Origin of the sequence: Methanohalobium evestigatum Z-7303, from assembly GCF_000196655.1 — an archaeon.
GTDB classification, from domain to species: domain Archaea; phylum Halobacteriota; class Methanosarcinia; order Methanosarcinales; family Methanosarcinaceae; genus Methanohalobium; species Methanohalobium evestigatum.
Window position 1 is genome coordinate 626,357 of the sequence record NC_014253.1, and the last position, 16,149, is coordinate 642,505.

Annotated in this window: 18 protein-coding genes and 1 pseudogene; 6 read left to right on the forward strand and 13 right to left on the reverse strand. The window is 33.3% G+C overall.

Annotated features, from left to right (window positions below; all coding sequences use genetic code 11):
- Nucleotides 1–9 precede the first annotated feature (9 nt).
- Entirely contained in the window at nucleotides 10–234 is a 225-nt protein-coding gene (locus METEV_RS03260) for a ribbon-helix-helix domain-containing protein (RefSeq protein ID WP_013194135.1), read from the reverse strand.
- 171 nt (nucleotides 235–405) lie between these two features.
- On the opposite strand from METEV_RS03260, the gene METEV_RS03265 reads away from it, so the two are divergent.
- The 6 genes from METEV_RS03265 (at nucleotide 406) to METEV_RS03290 (ending at nucleotide 5,083) form a co-directional block, all read left to right on the forward strand.
- Nucleotides 406–750 carry a hypothetical protein gene (locus METEV_RS03265; protein WP_013194136.1) on the forward strand — a complete coding sequence of 115 codons (345 nt, stop codon included), beginning with the start codon at nucleotides 406–408 and terminating at the stop codon, nucleotides 748–750.
- Between the two features lie 15 nt (nucleotides 751–765).
- Nucleotides 766–1,140 carry a hypothetical protein gene (locus METEV_RS03270; protein ID WP_013194137.1) on the forward strand — a complete coding sequence of 125 codons (375 nt, stop codon included), beginning with the start codon at nucleotides 766–768 and terminating at the stop codon, nucleotides 1,138–1,140.
- Between the two features lie 4 nt (nucleotides 1,141–1,144).
- Nucleotides 1,145–1,612 carry a DUF6978 family protein gene (locus METEV_RS03275; protein ID WP_013194138.1) on the forward strand — a complete coding sequence of 156 codons (468 nt, stop codon included), beginning with the start codon at nucleotides 1,145–1,147 and terminating at the stop codon, nucleotides 1,610–1,612.
- A 9-nt stretch (nucleotides 1,613–1,621) separates the two neighbouring features.
- Nucleotides 1,622–2,419 carry a DUF1828 domain-containing protein gene (locus METEV_RS03280; RefSeq protein ID WP_013194139.1) on the forward strand — a complete coding sequence of 266 codons (798 nt, stop codon included), beginning with the start codon at nucleotides 1,622–1,624 and terminating at the stop codon, nucleotides 2,417–2,419.
- Nucleotides 2,420–2,511: 92 nt separating this feature from the next.
- Nucleotides 2,512–3,453, forward strand: a complete 942-nt coding sequence (locus METEV_RS03285) for an AbiTii domain-containing protein (protein WP_013194140.1) — start codon at nucleotides 2,512–2,514, stop codon at nucleotides 3,451–3,453.
- A 91-nt stretch (nucleotides 3,454–3,544) separates the two neighbouring features.
- Nucleotides 3,545–5,083, forward strand: a complete 1,539-nt coding sequence (locus tag METEV_RS03290) for a hypothetical protein (RefSeq protein ID WP_013194141.1) — start codon at nucleotides 3,545–3,547, stop codon at nucleotides 5,081–5,083.
- A gap of 27 nt (nucleotides 5,084–5,110) precedes the next feature.
- On the opposite strand, the gene METEV_RS03295 is transcribed toward METEV_RS03290, so the two are convergent.
- The 12 genes and pseudogenes from METEV_RS03295 to hcp form a co-directional block, all read right to left on the reverse strand.
- Entirely contained in the window at nucleotides 5,111–6,415 is a 1,305-nt protein-coding gene (locus METEV_RS03295; protein ID WP_013194142.1) for a type II restriction enzyme, read from the reverse strand.
- Nucleotides 6,408–7,361: a DNA adenine methylase gene (locus METEV_RS03300; RefSeq protein WP_013194143.1), complete on the reverse strand. Its 954-nt coding sequence runs from the start codon at nucleotides 7,359–7,361 to the stop codon at nucleotides 6,408–6,410. The genes METEV_RS03295 and METEV_RS03300 overlap by 8 nt, the downstream gene beginning before the upstream one ends.
- 187 nt (nucleotides 7,362–7,548) lie before the next feature.
- Nucleotides 7,549–8,037 (reverse strand): hypothetical protein, encoded by a 489-nt coding sequence (locus METEV_RS03305; protein ID WP_013194144.1) that lies wholly within the window; start codon nucleotides 8,035–8,037, stop codon nucleotides 7,549–7,551.
- A 523-nt stretch (nucleotides 8,038–8,560) separates the two neighbouring features.
- The gene (locus METEV_RS03310; protein WP_013194145.1) at nucleotides 8,561–8,821 is read right to left on the reverse strand and encodes a hypothetical protein; all 261 of its coding nucleotides are present in this window, start codon (nucleotides 8,819–8,821) and stop codon (nucleotides 8,561–8,563) included.
- A gap of 99 nt (nucleotides 8,822–8,920) precedes the next feature.
- Nucleotides 8,921–9,172, reverse strand: coding sequence for a hypothetical protein (locus METEV_RS03315; RefSeq protein ID WP_013194146.1), 252 nt, complete (start codon nucleotides 9,170–9,172; stop codon nucleotides 8,921–8,923).
- A 403-nt stretch (nucleotides 9,173–9,575) separates the two neighbouring features.
- Nucleotides 9,576–9,980, reverse strand: a complete 405-nt coding sequence (locus METEV_RS03320; protein WP_013194147.1) for a DUF1699 family protein — start codon at nucleotides 9,978–9,980, stop codon at nucleotides 9,576–9,578.
- A gap of 194 nt (nucleotides 9,981–10,174) precedes the next feature.
- Nucleotides 10,175–10,366: pseudogene (locus tag METEV_RS11960) on the reverse strand (ATP-binding cassette domain-containing protein); the annotation flags it as partial.
- Between the two features lie 100 nt (nucleotides 10,367–10,466).
- Complete coding sequence (locus METEV_RS03325; protein WP_232216879.1) at nucleotides 10,467–11,708, reverse strand: ABC transporter permease; 1,242 nt, start codon at nucleotides 11,706–11,708, stop codon at nucleotides 10,467–10,469.
- A complete protein-coding gene (locus tag METEV_RS03330) occupies nucleotides 11,659–12,606 on the reverse strand; it encodes a COG1361 S-layer family protein (protein ID WP_049890917.1) in 948 nt (315 codons plus the stop codon). The genes METEV_RS03325 and METEV_RS03330 overlap by 50 nt, the downstream gene beginning before the upstream one ends.
- 133 nt (nucleotides 12,607–12,739) lie before the next feature.
- Nucleotides 12,740–13,867 (reverse strand): IS200/IS605 family element RNA-guided endonuclease TnpB, encoded by a 1,128-nt coding sequence (tnpB, locus tag METEV_RS03335; protein ID WP_049891250.1) that lies wholly within the window; start codon nucleotides 13,865–13,867, stop codon nucleotides 12,740–12,742.
- Between the two features lie 115 nt (nucleotides 13,868–13,982).
- Entirely contained in the window at nucleotides 13,983–14,321 is a 339-nt protein-coding gene (locus METEV_RS03340; protein ID WP_013194150.1) for a cupin domain-containing protein, read from the reverse strand.
- 52 nt (nucleotides 14,322–14,373) lie between these two features.
- Nucleotides 14,374–16,065 carry a hydroxylamine reductase gene (hcp, locus tag METEV_RS03345; protein ID WP_013194151.1) on the reverse strand — a complete coding sequence of 564 codons (1,692 nt, stop codon included), beginning with the start codon at nucleotides 16,063–16,065 and terminating at the stop codon, nucleotides 14,374–14,376.
- Between the last annotated feature and the right edge of the window lie 84 nt (nucleotides 16,066–16,149).

Below are 16,149 nucleotides of genomic sequence, written 5' to 3' on the forward strand. Positions count from 1 at the left end.
CAGCTTTGTTCAGACTGCTGCGGGTTGTTTATCGTGGTTGCAGCCTGCATCGCAGTCACCTCCTTCCTCATTCTCTTCTTTATCCATCTCACTCCTTTTGTTAATCATCAAACAAGTTCTAACAAGACTTCTGACAACATCGCTTCTGTTTTTGTAGTAGTTGTTCTCGACTAATTCATCGATTTCTTTTACAGTTCCATTAGGGAACCGTGTGCATATTGTTGTTTCAGACATCAAATCACCTAACCATTGTCTTACAATTGTTATATAATGACATTATAATTTATAAATTTTACTATTGTTATACAATTACAAAAACAAAACGGTTTATAAGGCTTTGACTAACAATAGTATTGTTATTATTATAAAAAATTATTAAAAGTATGGTCTAACAACTGTAATATAATGACTGCTGAATCTAAACGTAAAAAAAATACTATTTGTGCTACCGTAAGTCCTTATGTAAAAAAAAGAGTAGATGATTTAGTGAACTCTAATGATTTCAGCAGTATGTCTGACCTTGTTTCTCAGGCTCTTTCAGAATTTATTGCTAATTATGAAAAGAAAGACAAAGAAGACATCACTGATATTGTAAGAGATATCATAGAAAATGACCCAGAAATAAATAAAGTTATAATGGGCAAGCTGAAAAAACAAATGTTTCCTGATGAATCCAGTGATGAAACATCTAAATCTAATTCTAAAGTCAAGGTCCCTGAAAAACATTCACAAATAAAAACCGATGACTAATAACAGGGGGATTTTATGCCATATCATAAGTCCGAATGTCCGGTATGCGGTAATCTCAACTTTGTAAATATAAAACAAAAGATTGTGGAGCACTACGAAAACGGACATTTAGTCGGTACGGATTTTATGGATGCAAAGTTGAAAGAAACCGTTTCTGCAGACAAGCTTGTAGATGATATACTGTCATCCCTAGCAGAACATCTCTACAACGGTATAACGATTAAAAAGCTCTGTAAAATGCTGCATGATATATACGGCATCGTCGAGGACTTTTGCTGCGACATGATACAGAAGATAAAATACGAACTTTGCATGTACTGTCCAGATCGTTGCCACCTCTATTTCGTAGACGAGGAGGTTGAGCAGGAAATTAAGGGTCAAAAGATGTGATTTTATGGTTTTGTCAGATGATGAAATAAAACAACTTATTGAAGATGAGAAACCACTAAAATCAGAAACTATCAATTCAATCAATTCAAATCTCAAATTTAAAAACCAAGCTAAAAGATGGGAATACGAATTAATATCTGAATCAGGAAACAAATTTGAAATAAAAATAAGAATTAATGATAATCATCCTTATAACTTCACGGTAATACTTCAATATAAAGACGAAAAAGGACATATATACAGACTACGTAGATATAATGGGAAACATACACATCAAAATAAAATTGAAAATAACCGCTTCAGAGACTTCCACATACATAAAGCCACACAAAAGTACCAAGAAAATGGTCATGAAATAGATGGATATGCAGAAGTAACAAATTCATATGATAATTGGGAAGACGCTTTCCAAACCATGATAAAGGAATGCAATTTTAAGTTAGATAATCGCCCTCTAACAGAATTTACTTGAGGACTGCGTATGAATCAGTCAGATACCTTGGAATTGGAGCCCATTGTAAATAAAATAAAAAAATCGATTTGCGATGATATCGAGGTAATCATCGAAGGTAAAAGTAGAATTGTTGTTATCACACCATTTACATTTGATGATGGCGATTTTTTAAACGTAGTTCTCAAATATGATTACCCATATTGGTATTTTACAGATGAAGGCGATACATTAATGCATCTATCTTATGATGACTTAGATGAAAAACTTGAAAAAGGCAAAAGGAAAGATATGTTTGATACTATCTTAAAAACCCATGATATAAAAAATAAAGACGGTGAATTGAAATTAAACGTTGATGATGAAAAATTCGGGGATTGTTATTTTACATTTATTCAGGGTTTAGTAAAAATAATAGATTTATCTTCATTCACAAAAAAAGACAACATAAAAACCCTCTTTTATGAAGAATTTAAAAAATATATGCAGGATACCTTTGGTGAAAAATGTAAATTTGAATATACTGACCCGGTTTATGATCCTGATGGTAAATATGTTATAGATTGTTATGTAGAAAACAAGGTACCTTTATTTGTATTTGGTTTATACAATGATGATAAATGCAGAGATGCAACGATAACATGTCATTTTTACAGAGAAAAAGGCATTACATATAATTCTATAGCTATCTTTGAAGACCAGGAAAAAATAAATAAAAAAGTCCTTGCAAGGTTTAGCGACGTTGTTGATAAGCAATATACAACACTACCATCGGCAAAAAGCCAACTTCCAGAATATTTAGAAAAAATGGGAATGAATGTGAATTAACTTCATTTGGTATTCAGACAGGTGCCACCTGTATTTTGTTGATGGGGGGAGCAGGTGCAGAACAAGTGTAAGTTCAAGATTTAATAGATAATATGGTCACAAAAAACGATGAAATAATAAAAAGAGCAGAAGAAATAGTCGATACAATAGAAAATCTCCATAATTGCAATCTTGATAATTCAATGCACTTTTTAAATAGTATTTTAATAAAATATAAACATCTAGCTAAATTAGTGGAAGATACTGATGAAATAAAATGGATTAATTGTGAATTAAATGGGTACTCTAATGAAAAAGTTCCATCATACCGTATAATAAAATATGGGAATTCATACGGTTACATAAAATATAGTATTTATGACTTAATGGAATGGATTAATAATTACAAAAGAAAAAGTTTTTTAATCAGATCCTTAAATCCAAATGAAAGTATAGATGTGCCACAGATACCAGTATCACCTTATATATTAAAAAAAATTATGTATAAAATCATTTTTATAGTAATTCATAATAAAACCATTAATATATTATACAATTCCAAATTCGGAAAAATTGAATCGGATATCTTTGATGAAAACCATAAACATGTTGATAATAAACTTAATGAAACCTGCCCTGAAGCTTTAAAAAGCCTTACAAAAATCTATGAGGACTTATCCAGAAGCGAAGAAACATTTGATTACAGACAGGTAGCTTCCGGATGCAGGAAAGTGCTACAGGAATTTGCCGACACTGTTTTTGAGCCACGTGATAAAAAACGTGAAGGTTTAGATGATAAACTTCACCCAGTTGGTCAAGATAACTGGGTGAATAGGATTATAGCTTATGTGGAAGATAATATAAAATCAGATACAGATGCTGAATTTATTAACAGCCATATCGGATATCTCGCTAATTACCTTGAAATGACATATAAACTGACAAACAAAGGGGAGCATGAAAAGATATCCAAGGAATTTGCCAACAGGTGTGTTATAAATACATATCTGGTGCTGGGTGAAGTTATAAATTTGACAAATGGGGATAATGAATAATATTATCTGTATTTTGCTGATAAAGGAAATGCAGGAGTGGAGAATTAAAAATTATATTTTCATCTAATATTTAACAATGAGGAGTAATTGGATGGTACCATCTGAGAATTGGTTAAAAGATGCTATATTGAATTCAAAATTACCAAAATTAATTCCCAATTATAAAGTTGAAACTATTTTAACTAAAACCCATTCATTTGATAATTATTGTTATCCCACCATACTTTATGATATTTTGACCTGTTCATTTGCTATATGTGGAACAGGAGATAAAGAGGATATATCTAATGAAGAATTTGAAAAAATTTTGTATGAATGTATGAGAATTTTAGAATTAAAGCCTACTTATAGACTATTCCCATTAAATCATTTTGGATTAGTTCAGAATATTAGACCTCCATGGTACTCTATTCCTATATATAAGGAAATATTAAAACCATTTAGTAAAAAATTCAAATTAAAATACGGTGTTTCAATCGAATACGTATTTGAATTTGCTGAAAAATTATCTTCGATAAAAAATGAAATGAACGATGCGCACATAAAAAGCGATTTTCCAAAAGAGTTATCATTTTTAATAAATGATTTAACAGTAAAAATTTCTGATGTAGAAAAATTAGAAGATATTTGGGATAAACTTTTTGTTCAGATTAATGATAATTATATCATTTTATTAGATTATAAAGTAGCAGACAATATCTATCTTTATCTGAACCAAAAATTAGGTTCAACAATTAAAAAATTTGGTAAAATAAAAGGAGACCATCTTGAAGATTTAGTTGAAAAAAAATTGAAGGATTTTCTTCCTAATTTTGTTACTTTTAAAAATTATTATATTAATGAGTTCGAAAAAGATATTTTAGTTACACATAAAAAAATGGGTTTTTGTATCGAATGTAAATCAGTAAAAATCAGACCATCCTCATTTGATTGGTCCAAACTAAATTTAAAGAATGATATTAAAAGTGATGTATCTCATGCTCTTAATCAAATAAGTAAACCTTTGAATATATTATCTAAGGGTGGAAAAATTATATATGATAATAAAAGTTACAAAATAAAACCTAAAAATAATTATTATGGATTAATTATAACTGATCAAATATACACACCATTGATCCGAGAAGCATTAGATGAGTTAAATAATTTTGAGAGATCACATAAAAATGATGAATGGCATGGAAAAGATATTTGGATAGGATCCTTTATAGATTTTACTTTTTTGCTACAAGTCAGTCAAACTCCATCTATATTATTGGATTTTTTAAAACATATTAAGTCAATCGAGAAACTAAAGTATACTGATGAACCAGAATCTTGGTTATTTTATTGTATGGAACCTGTTTATCCATATATGAGAGAAATTGCGAAAAATCATAAAGCAAATATAGCACTAAATGATTTTGGATGGGATGATTTTTATTATAAAGGAGCTGAATACTATAAACCGATATGGTTAGATGATAGTAAATTAAATGTTATACATAAATATGACAAACAAGGCTTATTTCCCAATTCATTTAGTATAATTAATCAATGTAGAGATAAAACATATAAACAAAGTAAAGCTCGAACTGAAAAACTAAATCCTAAAGATAAAAAAACTATTTTAAAAGGCTCGGAAGTTTAAATTTACAAAAACTACCTATTACTCTTATTACTTTATATGCACATTTTTAACTATCCACTTCAACCAGCTTTTGACGGTTGAAGCTCTTCTTTTTGGTGTACCGGATGTAAGAGATGTATGCTTGGATATAATGGAAGATATTAGATTATCATCCAGATTACTAAGTTCAAAATCATAATCTTTCAAAGATATTATAATTTCATGGAAAGTGGGTCTTTTTAACAACTGCTGTAAAAATATGTAGTTTCTTTCTGACCGATATACAGAATGAGCCAGCTTTTTCCCGGTTTCAGTTAACCTAAATTCGCCATTATTAGTTTTTGTAAGAAAACCAAGATATCTGGCTGCATTTGCATAGTAATCTCCCTGTCTTTCTCGAAATTCAAAATAGGAAGCAATTAAAAATTTGTTGTTATATCCGTTTTCAATATTTTTGACTACATCAATTATTTTATCAACATCATTGGCCTGTGGATACGGTACAGAGGACGGTTCACATTCAACCTTGGTATTATTCAATAAATAATCCAAATCAACTGATAAATACGGGTTATCATTGACAGTATAGCAGTTTTTATCAACTATTCTCAGGTCTCCGAAATTATTTCCGAATTCGAATTTGGTAAGATAAAATAACCCGTTGGTATATGTAAAAAATATGGGAACAACATTCTTTGATGTTTTTTCCAACCATTCCCTGTAGGGATAATAAAGCTGCCTTATATGGAAATTATCCCGTTTACCAACTTTTGCTTCAATCAGGTAAATATCACCAGGACTTTCATAACCGGCATCCAGTTCAATTTGTACACCTGATACATTTACTGTATGATTGTGATTTGGTAGATTAAATTGAAATTGTCCGGATCTTAATCTACCTCTTATTGTAAGATAAAGATCCCTTTCATTGGTAAACGTTCTCAAAACAGAGGCCAGATATGCATAATCTATTGCCTGGGATTCACTATAATTATTGTCTTTTGGAAGTGTCTGGAAATTGCTTAAGTCAAGACCAGGTCTATGTTCCTGAATAACAAGACTGTCCAAAATAGAATTGAAATCAAAATAGCTATCCAGATTATAATCTTTAAAAACAATATAATATCCGTTGGACACCGGTAATATGCTTAGATTTTCTTTTTTGAATAGCTCAGGTCTTGATTCTTTCGTATCAAATTTTGCCATTAACCGGGGTTCACGGTCTCCGTATTGCTTCAGATCCTCTGCTGATACATAGGCAAATCCATGGTTGGCTAAATCGTTTTTCAAATCCAGATTTTTAAAAACTTTCTCCCACGCATCATCATTTAAGTTATTCTTAGCCTTAGACATAATAATCGTAATTTGTGATTATCAATTCGTTAATGGAACCGCGTTTTTTACCGTTACAATTAATCATCCTGGTGGCTTTAACTCTTTCAATATTATAGTCTGTATAAAGGTTGTCAAAGAAATCATCATCTGGATTTTCATTTTTGGGGTCCGAATTGCTCAGCATTATTTTTGAACCCATGGAGTCCAATCTGTGATAAAATCTGCACAGCCTGTATTGTTCATTATCATCAAAACAGTCCTTGGAGTAAGAATTAAAACTGGATGTCTGGTTCAAGGGCCGGTAAGGAGGATCAATATATACAAAAGTATTACTGTCAACAACAGGCTCACAATCAGAAAAATCACCCAGATGTATATAAACACCCTGGAGAACTCTGGAAACACTTCTTAAGTTTTCATCATCCAGTATTGTAGGGTTTTTATGACTTCCTATAGGAACATTAAATTCTCCCTTTGAATTAACTCTGAATAAACCATTGTAACAGGTTTTATTAAGGAATATCAATTGTGCAGCTCTTTCAACCCATTTATTACTGTATGTGCTAAAATCGATATCTGGTTTGTTTTTATTGAAACTTTTTCTGATGCTGTAATAAAATTCCTTTCTATTGCTGTGGTCAAGTGCAAGGTATTCAGATTGCAGTGTTTTCAGACGTTTTATCAAATATTCTACATCGTTTTTTACTACCCTGTAGGCAAGGATTAGCTCTTCATTCAAATCATAAATATGGCATTCTTTAAAATCATAATTCTGAATTACATGAAAGAATACTGCGCCACCGCCAACAAAAGGTTCTACGTACTTTTTCAGTTTAACTGTATCTAAATCATCCGGAAATCGCTTTTCAAATTCTTCGATAAGCTGTTTTTTCCCACCAGCCCATTTTAAGAATGGTTTTGCAGTAGCCATATTTTTAGATAATTTACTAATCTCGTTTTGCATATCAATGTTCCTGATGACCTTTGTTGTTATATCAGCACTTCTTATGCTGTCAATTATAATAGTAAGTATTTCTATAATATTTCTGATAATTTAAAAGCTTCACCATTATATCTATACACATCTGGTTACTTTATATTGTATTTTATTTTATAGGAATGAAAACATAAAAATATAATCGATTATCACATCACAGGTAACTGTATTCAGTTTTCATCCAGAACTTATCATACATCTCCAGCATCGTTGCGACAGGGACCTCATTAGGCCATGAAACCGCATTACCCGTTGTAATTACCAGATTGACATTATCATAAGAATCTCCGACCATCTGTGAGTATTCTACTGCATCAATGGTAGTTAATACACCGGTTTCTTTCTGATTTTTCCTCCAACTATTAACCTCATGATACAGCTCGAACACCCTGTCGTCCATGAAGAATAGGTCGCTCCTGTGGAAAGCCGAAATCACTACCTTTGATTTTGGTATCCAGTGATAGTTGTCCTCGATTTTTGCCACCTGCAGCTGATACGATGAACTGCTCTCTTTTACTATTTCAGCCGAACATATCTGCCTGTCGATACCCTTCTCACTGGCGAGTTCATCCGAGATCATCAGTTTCTTGCCCATTATATCCCGGTTATTGCCTGTCCGGTCGTGAGTTATTACAATATCCATAGAAAACACCCTTGTACAAATTGATAATAGAAAGAAAGGAGAAGAGGCTGGCAGAGGGAAAGAGAGGGGATGAATGCTTAGGTGGCCAGCCTCTTCTATTATTATTTCAGATACAGCTTCCTATCGATGTCTTCAAACTGCTCGTAATACTTGGCTCTCTGGAACAATTCCTCGAAATATTCGTCCATTTCTATCACCAATACCCTAATATGACTTCTTAATATTTAAACAAGAGCCAAGCAGTGTGAAAGTAATACCATTTTTAAATGGTTGACCACAAAAACGACATGCAGAGAAATAATCGATTACTTTTTTACATTTATAAAAAACAAGGAATTTTGACCTTGTTTGTGTAAATATTAAAACTTAAATAGGTAGATGGAATTGTCATGGTTGTCCAATAGATTGAGCAAATTGGATAACTCCGTGGGAGGTAGGTTATACCTACCTCTATACCGCTATAATTAGTTTTTAAGAAAAAGAGCATGTAAAACTGATATCGTTAAATCAGATAATTGATTAATTATTTTAGTGTATTGCCATCTGCATCTAACTTCTTATCAATCATCACTTTTTCACATTCAATTATTTCTTTTGGAATCCACACTCCCTGTCGATGTGAATCCAGCATCAAGTATTCGTCATCGATTTCATTAAGGACCTTGGATGTATGACTGAATTCAATATTGTTTTGTTCCAGATAATCCTTCTTTATCCTAAAGCGTAATTCGTATTCAGGTGTCTTTTCAACCAACACCGTAATGTAGTTTATGGGTTTTTGCAATAATCATCCCCTCCCCCTAATAAAATCAAGGGTATATTACATATATAATCTATGTTTTTAATTAAGCTACAATTAATATATATTAATATATTAAATTTTTTATTCAAATCCAGATACTACCTCTACAACATTTTTAGGTATCCAGACACTAACATTAAAAGAATCAAGTAGCAAAAAAGAGTCATTTGTTTCATGAAGTAAATGAGTTCTTTCAGGAAGTAATATTCTGTTATCTCTCAAATACCAGATAGGTATCCTTATAGAGTCAATATCAGAAGTATTTATGAGATAAACTCTCTTATAACCGGATGTTTCTATGATGCTCCCTTCCTGGATATCTATAGGGTTCAATCAATAATATATATTGTAAGTTATTTAAAATTTTGTAATGGTTCAAATAATAAGATTTAGCTGAACTACTCAAAAAACAACGGCGTTGAAAATTTTAACGCTTTTATAGTATTTAACGCTGGAAAATTAAAAGCATCATTTATTATAAATATTTATAATTCCATAGTAAAGGATTGACAGCAGACGTAGAGGATGAGGGAAACTCTACATCTGTCTAGAAGTAGCGGACGAGCGATTTAATGGTTGAGTGGGGTTCAACCATCGGGAGATGTGGTTTAAAATAGTCTAAAGATATCTGTCCGATCAGTGTGATTTGGGGTTGTCACGGTCGGACAGGTAAATCTTTATCAAAAATAATAGTTCCACACTCAAATTGTCTAGACTTGATATATGGTATATAATTTTACTGGTATTTTTGTTCGATTAAGAACCTGATAAACTCTGGTTCTAATTTTGTTTCTTTATCCACTTTATCAATGATTTCATCCTTAGAGAATCCTTCATCCATCAACTCATTAATCCTTTTATAAACGCCATTTGGAATTTCATAGTACTCGTTTATATCTTTCCTATGACCCCACACATCGCCCTCTAACAATGTAATGTTTCGCAAATCGAGAAACATTTTGGCAGACTTTGACAAACTTCTCATATATGAGGTGGGCACCTGGACAACCTTGATATTTGGACTTTTATTTATTATTGATAAAAGGTCTTCATCCGATGGCCTGAATGCCAAATGGACCATTTCTTCGTTTTCATTTAAATTATCGATATCATCTTTTGTACTTATCACTCTAATTTTCATATACATCACACAGTGGTTTTTTAATTAATTTATTCAATATAATTCATATTATTATTTTTTTGTTAAATTTTTTAATTGTATTATAATGGTTTATTGGTGGTATGTTGTTCTATTTTTAGGTGAGATGATGCAGGAACAAGAAATCAAAATAATATACCTGAAGACTTTAGATTCACTATTTTAATAGAACTGGGTTAATACTTTATATTTTCAAGTCTGAATTTGGTTTTCATTTCTTCAGTTAAATTAACCACTTCATTACCATCAATGATGACATTTCCTTCTGTAAAGTCATCCAAAAGACCCAGAAGATGCAGTAAAGTGCTTTTACCACTCCCACTTGGACCCATTATTGCCACAAATTCACCCCTGAAGATGGATATATTAACTCCCCTTAACGCATAAGTTTTGACAGAACCTGTTCCAAATACCCTCTAGGTTTTCAGTCTATATTATCCTGTAATCGTTCATATAACCCACCTATAATTACCTACCAAAAATTGCATCCAGTATATTTTCTTTAGCTGCCCTGTTTGATGGGAAATATCCAGCTATAACAGAAGCCATGGCAATTGTAATAGAAGTTGATATAATCCGTTGATTGGTAAGAATTGGTACAACTTCACCTATCGGCACTTCCAATGGATACATACTCATAAACCATAACAACAACTGCATAATCACATTACCTATGGCTACCCCTATAACACCATAACTTAAAGATTGAATAATATAAGAACCAAGAATTATTTCTTTTTTAATGCCTATTGCTTTAAGCACTCCGATTTGTGACCTTTTGCTTGTAACATTTATAAAAATTATGATATAAATGGTAGCAAATGCTATTAATAACCCCACTACACCAGTTATACGGTTTGTTATTTGAAGACTGCCTACAAACTGCTTTATTGTTCCCATTTTGGTCTGCCATGGGTTGACCTGCTCACTAACTCCAAGGTCATATTTGATTTTGTTTTTGTAAAATGCGGTGCTTTCTCTATCCGGTAGCCTTACTAATATTTTATCAGCCGCATTACTTACCCCCGGAAATATGGTAAAATACTGGTCGTAATCAAGTATCAGTTGTTCATCAACAAACCTGAATCCAGTTTCATAGACACCTATCACCTCATATTTCTTTACCACACCATTTCTAAAACTTAACGATAATTCATCACCTACCTCTACATCAAGCCTTTTTCTAGTATCATCTTCATCAGCATATGATTCTACCAGATTTGCACCTATAAGAACCTCTTTATCGCTGTTATCTGTAAGATACGAACCTTCAACAATTGATAAGTGGTAATTGGATACACTTTTTTCATATGCGGGCTCAATAAAAATGGTCTGTGTACCAAGATTTATATCCTCATGTTCTGCTACTGAAGTTGTTTGTAATCGCCTTGCTGTACCTACAACTCCTGGTATTCGGTTTATATCCCTTGCCAGTTCCTTTGAACCGGTTATATAGGTTTCATCATCACCGGGTTCTACCATGAGATGACCGGTTGAACCTGATATCATCTTTTCTTCAAATTCATAACCAAGACCATCTATAATTGATGCAAAGAAGGTAACTGATAAAAAACTCATTGCCAAAACCAGAATAATAACTGCAAAAGTGACCTTGCTCTTGAAAATATTTTTATAAGCCAGGAAACTCATTACCTTAAAATCACTTTTGTTGAGTTTCATCCCCATGAGCCTTCCTTTTTCTATAGACAATATAAGTTAAAACCACTCCTGCAACTATCAAAAAACCAACCGCTAAAAGAACTACTCGGTTGTTCCTGCTTACATTTACGTTTAGCAAGACGGTGCTTTCATAGCTACCGAAATCATCGGTATAGGATATTTTAAGTACTGGGTTTATAGACCCAATTGTTTCTGGATAAAAATTAATAAAGAAAGGTGTATCATCATCTGATTTTAATTGCCCTAAAAATGTCTTGTAAGTGTTTTGTTCAGTTATTAATTCTACAGTAACATTATTCGCTTCACCCACACCCGTGTTTTCAAGAACACCTTCTACACGTATTTGTTCTCCCGACATGGGTTTTGTAGGTGATATTTTTAAATTCTGGATTCCGACCTGTGCTTCATCCAGCAGGTTAACACCCAAACTAAATCTGGAAGTATAATTATTGCCCCGTTCATCAAGATATCTAACCTTTACTGGAAATCTGTAGGTATCTGGATCGAGGTTTTTGCTCACCATAAAATTAAGTGTAAAGTCTTTCTGTTTTTGTGGATACAGATTATCTAAAAGTTTGATATTAGAACCTGACATCATAATTTTATCAGATTCGGGGATGATTTTCAGATTTCTGGCAACTCCTGTACCAATATTTTGGATATTGAAAGTATGCAAAATATTATTTCCAGGTGATACATTAATATTCGTATCTCTGGACTCAAGAACAATATCGGGTTTGCCTATCACTTTTATATCAACAGTATTATCCACCGGTTTGAAAATTATCCCATCTTTATATACTTCAAACTCCAGAGGATAAATTCCAGAAGTTGTATTCGCGTTTACAGTAAGATAATAGGTATTTTCTATAAATGAACCTACACCAAGTCTTCTGGCGTATTTAAAATTGTCACTTTCGGATTTCAAGTGAACTACCACTTGGCTAAAGACCAAGTGGCTCCTTAAATTAAAAATTTAAGGATAACTTTAAATCTATGATTTAAAGTGCTTCCTGTTTCATCCTTTTCCCTTATGGGAACAAGTCCACAGGCTCTACCCCTCATCCCGAAGGTGAATTGATGCCTATTAGATTCTGTTTATCCAGTGCGAATTTTTTAATGTTAACTGATGCGTTGATGTCCCTATCATGTATCGTTTTACAGTCAGGACATTCCCATTCTCTGTCTTTAAGTTCTAAATCCTGATGATAATATCCACATACATGACAGATTTTGCTTGATGGGTCGAATCGTCCTATCTTGATGATATTTTTACCGTACCATTCTGCTTTATACTCTAATTTCTGAACAAAACTACTCCATGAAGCATCGGTTATATGCTGTGCCAGATTATGATTTTTCAGCAGTCCTTTTACATTCAAACATTCCAGTGCTACAGCTTGGTTCTCGCTTATCAACCTGGAACTTAATTTATGCTGGAAATCTTCTCTCTGATTAGCAATTTTCTCATGATATTTTGCTATCTGATGTTTCAGTTTCCTGTAATTGTTAGAACCCTTCTTTTTTCTGCTGAGCCTTTTCTGTAATACCTTCAATCTTTCAATTGAATTTTTCAGGTATCTTGGATTATCGATTTTTTCACCGTCGGATGTTACAGCGAAATCCTTGATTCCTACATCGACTCCTACTGTATTAACTTCGTAGAATGTCTGTTTTTGTGGTAATTGTTTGTCGTCATCGACTAAAATACTGATATAATATTTTCCTGTCGGTGTTCTTGTTATAGTCGCAGTCCTTTGTTTACCATCAAAACTTCTATGAAGCCTTGTTTTTATCCAGCCGATTTTAGGTATGTATACTTTATTATTACCAAAATCGACTTTATAATACTGAGGAACAGAAAACGATTGTACTGGGTTTTTCTTGGATTTAAACTTTGGAAAACCTGATTTTTCTCTGAAAAATTTGGTAAAAGCATTTTCCAGGTTAAGAGTAGCTCCCTGTAATGATTGTGAGTTAATCTCTTTCAACCATTCATGATCTTCTTTTAATACCCTTATCTGTTTGTTCAATTCAAATCTTGATATTGCTTTACCATCCTGCTCATAAGATTTGATTTTGTTCTCCAATGCCCAGTTGTATATGAACCTACAAGCTCCTATATGTTTTGCGATTAACTCCTGTTGGATTTGGTTTGGATACATACGATACTTGTAAGCTTTTAACATACCATAATTATTATGATTTAACATTATTTATATGTTACGTTATATATTGGACGGTATTCAGCCCTGATGCTGAAGACATCAGGGTTTTCTACCTTCCATTATTATAAATGAGTTATTACAGCAATTGAGTGGATTCTGTAGGCTTTGGCATCTTTACAACAATGAACCTTACATTACTTTCGCCATTGTTCATCACCCTGTGTGGTATTTTTGCCGGGCTTTCTACCAGATTATCCTTTTCTACATCTTCAGTTTCCTCACCTATCTCGATTGTTGCAGTCCCCTCAAGTACATAAAAGAAAACATCAACAGGTGTAATATGTTTCCTTAAACTTTCTCCTGGTTTTAATTCTATATGAACCGCTTGACCATGATCCATGTCATACAATTTTCTTGCATTCACACCATGAGGATTTTTCTGTACAGGTTGTGATTCTACATTAGTTATCTGCATATTTTACCTCTATTTATATGTATGAATTTTAAAATAAAAAAAGATATGAAATTTAGAGCAGTTTTTCCATATCTTCTTCTACAGTTGAATTAGGTGCGATATTGAATTTATCCACCAGTACATTGAGCATATTTGGTGACACAAAAGCTGGCAGACTTGGACCAAGTGTTATATTCTTTACACCAAGACTCAGGAGTGAAAGCAGTACAAGTACAGCCTTTTGCTCATACCATGCTATATTATAGGACACAGGCAGTTCATTGATATCATCAAGTTCAAAGGCTTCTGCCAGTTTCTGGGCAATAACCACGAGTGAATAGGAATCATTACACTGACCTGCATCCAGTATCCTTGGTATTCCACCTATTTCTCCAAGGTCAAGTTTATTGTAGCGGTACTTGGCACATCCGGCTGTCAATATAACAGTGTCTTCAGGAAGTTGTTTCGCAAAATCGGTGTAGTATTCTCTCTCCTTTTTGCGACCGTCACAACCAGCCATTACCACAAACCTTGAAATCTGACCGTTTTTAACTGCATCTACAATTTTATCAGCAACAGACAAAGCGGCATTGTGGGCAAACCCACCCATGATTTTGCCTTCTTCCAGCTGCTGTGGTGGATTGGTGTTTTTCGCCTGTTCTATTATCTGTGAGAAATCTTTGTTTCCGTTTTCATCGGCTTTGATATGTGTTGCTCCATCATATCCTACAATACTTGTGGTGTACAGTCTGTTGATGTATGTGTCCTTAGGCGGCACGATACAGTTTGTGGTCATCAGAATGGGACCATTGAATTTCTCAAACTCTTCTTTCTGTTTCCACCATGAACCACCATAGTTTCCTACAAAATGGTCGTATTTTTTAAACTCAGGGTAAGCATTTGCAGGGAGCATCTCACCGTGGGTATAGACATCAACCCCTGTACCTTCAGTCTGTTTTAGGAGCTGTTCCATATCCTTCATATCATGACCGCTTATTAGAATTCCCGGATTATCTCTTACTCCAAGATTGATTTCAGTTGGTTCTGGGTTTCCATAATTGCTTGTGTGTGCCTCATCGAGTATGGACATTGTTTTTACACCAATACTTCCACATTCAAGCACCAGATTGGTCAAATCATCTGCAGAAAGGTTATCATCTACTGTTGCCAGTAATCCTCTTTCCATAAATTTGAATATCTCATCATCACTGTAACCAAGTACATGGGCATGATGGGCATAGGCAGCCATACCTTTCATACCATAGGTCAGCAGTTCTCTTAATGATCTAACATCCTCATCTTTTGTAGCCAGAACACCGATATTTTCATTATTGTCAAGATTTTGCGATGTAACTGTTGCAATATCTGGCGAACTGCTTCCATCGATAGTGTTTTTATGAAGAAGTTTGCTCTTAATCTGGTCTGTCAAAGAGATATCTCGACCTTCAACAGGATCTATGTTGTTTTGAACAAGCTTATCCTTTACCTGGTCGCGTATTGAAAACGCGTCGTTTATCATATCTCTAAAATCATCAGCACTGAAATTTACATTGGTCACTGTCGCAAACAGTGCATCCAGCATAAATCTGTCAGTTTTTTCATCATTGAGTCCGTGCTCTCTTGCTTTGGTATTGTAGAAAGCAATACCTTTAAGCACATACATTAACTCATCCTGAAGATTTGCCACTTCGTTAGATTTACCACAGACTCCTTTTTTCGTACATCCTTCGCCTTTTGCTGTTTCTTCACATTGGTAACAGAACATTATTTTGTACCTCCATTTTTGGTATCTTTATGATATTTAGTATAATATGGATACTTATTTATATAATCGGCAGTTTCTATGTTG

Coding starts and splice junctions, on each gene's coding strand:
- METEV_RS03275 (WP_013194138.1), top strand. CDS start 1,145: ATGGTTTTGTCAGATGATGAAATAAAACAACTTATTGAAGATGAGAAA.
- METEV_RS03320 (WP_013194147.1), bottom strand. CDS start 9,980: ATGAAAATTAGAGTGATAAGTACAAAAGATGATATCGATAATTTAAAT.
- METEV_RS03270 (WP_013194137.1), top strand. CDS start 766: ATGCCATATCATAAGTCCGAATGTCCGGTATGCGGTAATCTCAACTTT.
- METEV_RS03340 (WP_013194150.1), bottom strand. CDS start 14,321: ATGCAGATAACTAATGTAGAATCACAACCTGTACAGAAAAATCCTCAT.
- METEV_RS03260 (WP_013194135.1), bottom strand. CDS start 234: ATGTCTGAAACAACAATATGCACACGGTTCCCTAATGGAACTGTAAAA.
- tnpB (WP_049891250.1), bottom strand. CDS start 13,867: ATGTTAAAAGCTTACAAGTATCGTATGTATCCAAACCAAATCCAACAG.
- METEV_RS03290 (WP_013194141.1), top strand. CDS start 3,545: ATGGTACCATCTGAGAATTGGTTAAAAGATGCTATATTGAATTCAAAA.
- METEV_RS03280 (WP_013194139.1), top strand. CDS start 1,622: ATGAATCAGTCAGATACCTTGGAATTGGAGCCCATTGTAAATAAAATA.
- METEV_RS03285 (WP_013194140.1), top strand. CDS start 2,512: ATGGTCACAAAAAACGATGAAATAATAAAAAGAGCAGAAGAAATAGTC.
- hcp (WP_013194151.1), bottom strand. CDS start 16,065: ATGTTCTGTTACCAATGTGAAGAAACAGCAAAAGGCGAAGGATGTACG.
- METEV_RS03300 (WP_013194143.1), bottom strand. CDS start 7,361: ATGCAAAACGAGATTAGTAAATTATCTAAAAATATGGCTACTGCAAAA.
- METEV_RS03295 (WP_013194142.1), bottom strand. CDS start 6,415: ATGTCTAAGGCTAAGAATAACTTAAATGATGATGCGTGGGAGAAAGTT.
- METEV_RS03265 (WP_013194136.1), top strand. CDS start 406: ATGACTGCTGAATCTAAACGTAAAAAAAATACTATTTGTGCTACCGTA.
- METEV_RS03305 (WP_013194144.1), bottom strand. CDS start 8,037: ATGGATATTGTAATAACTCACGACCGGACAGGCAATAACCGGGATATA.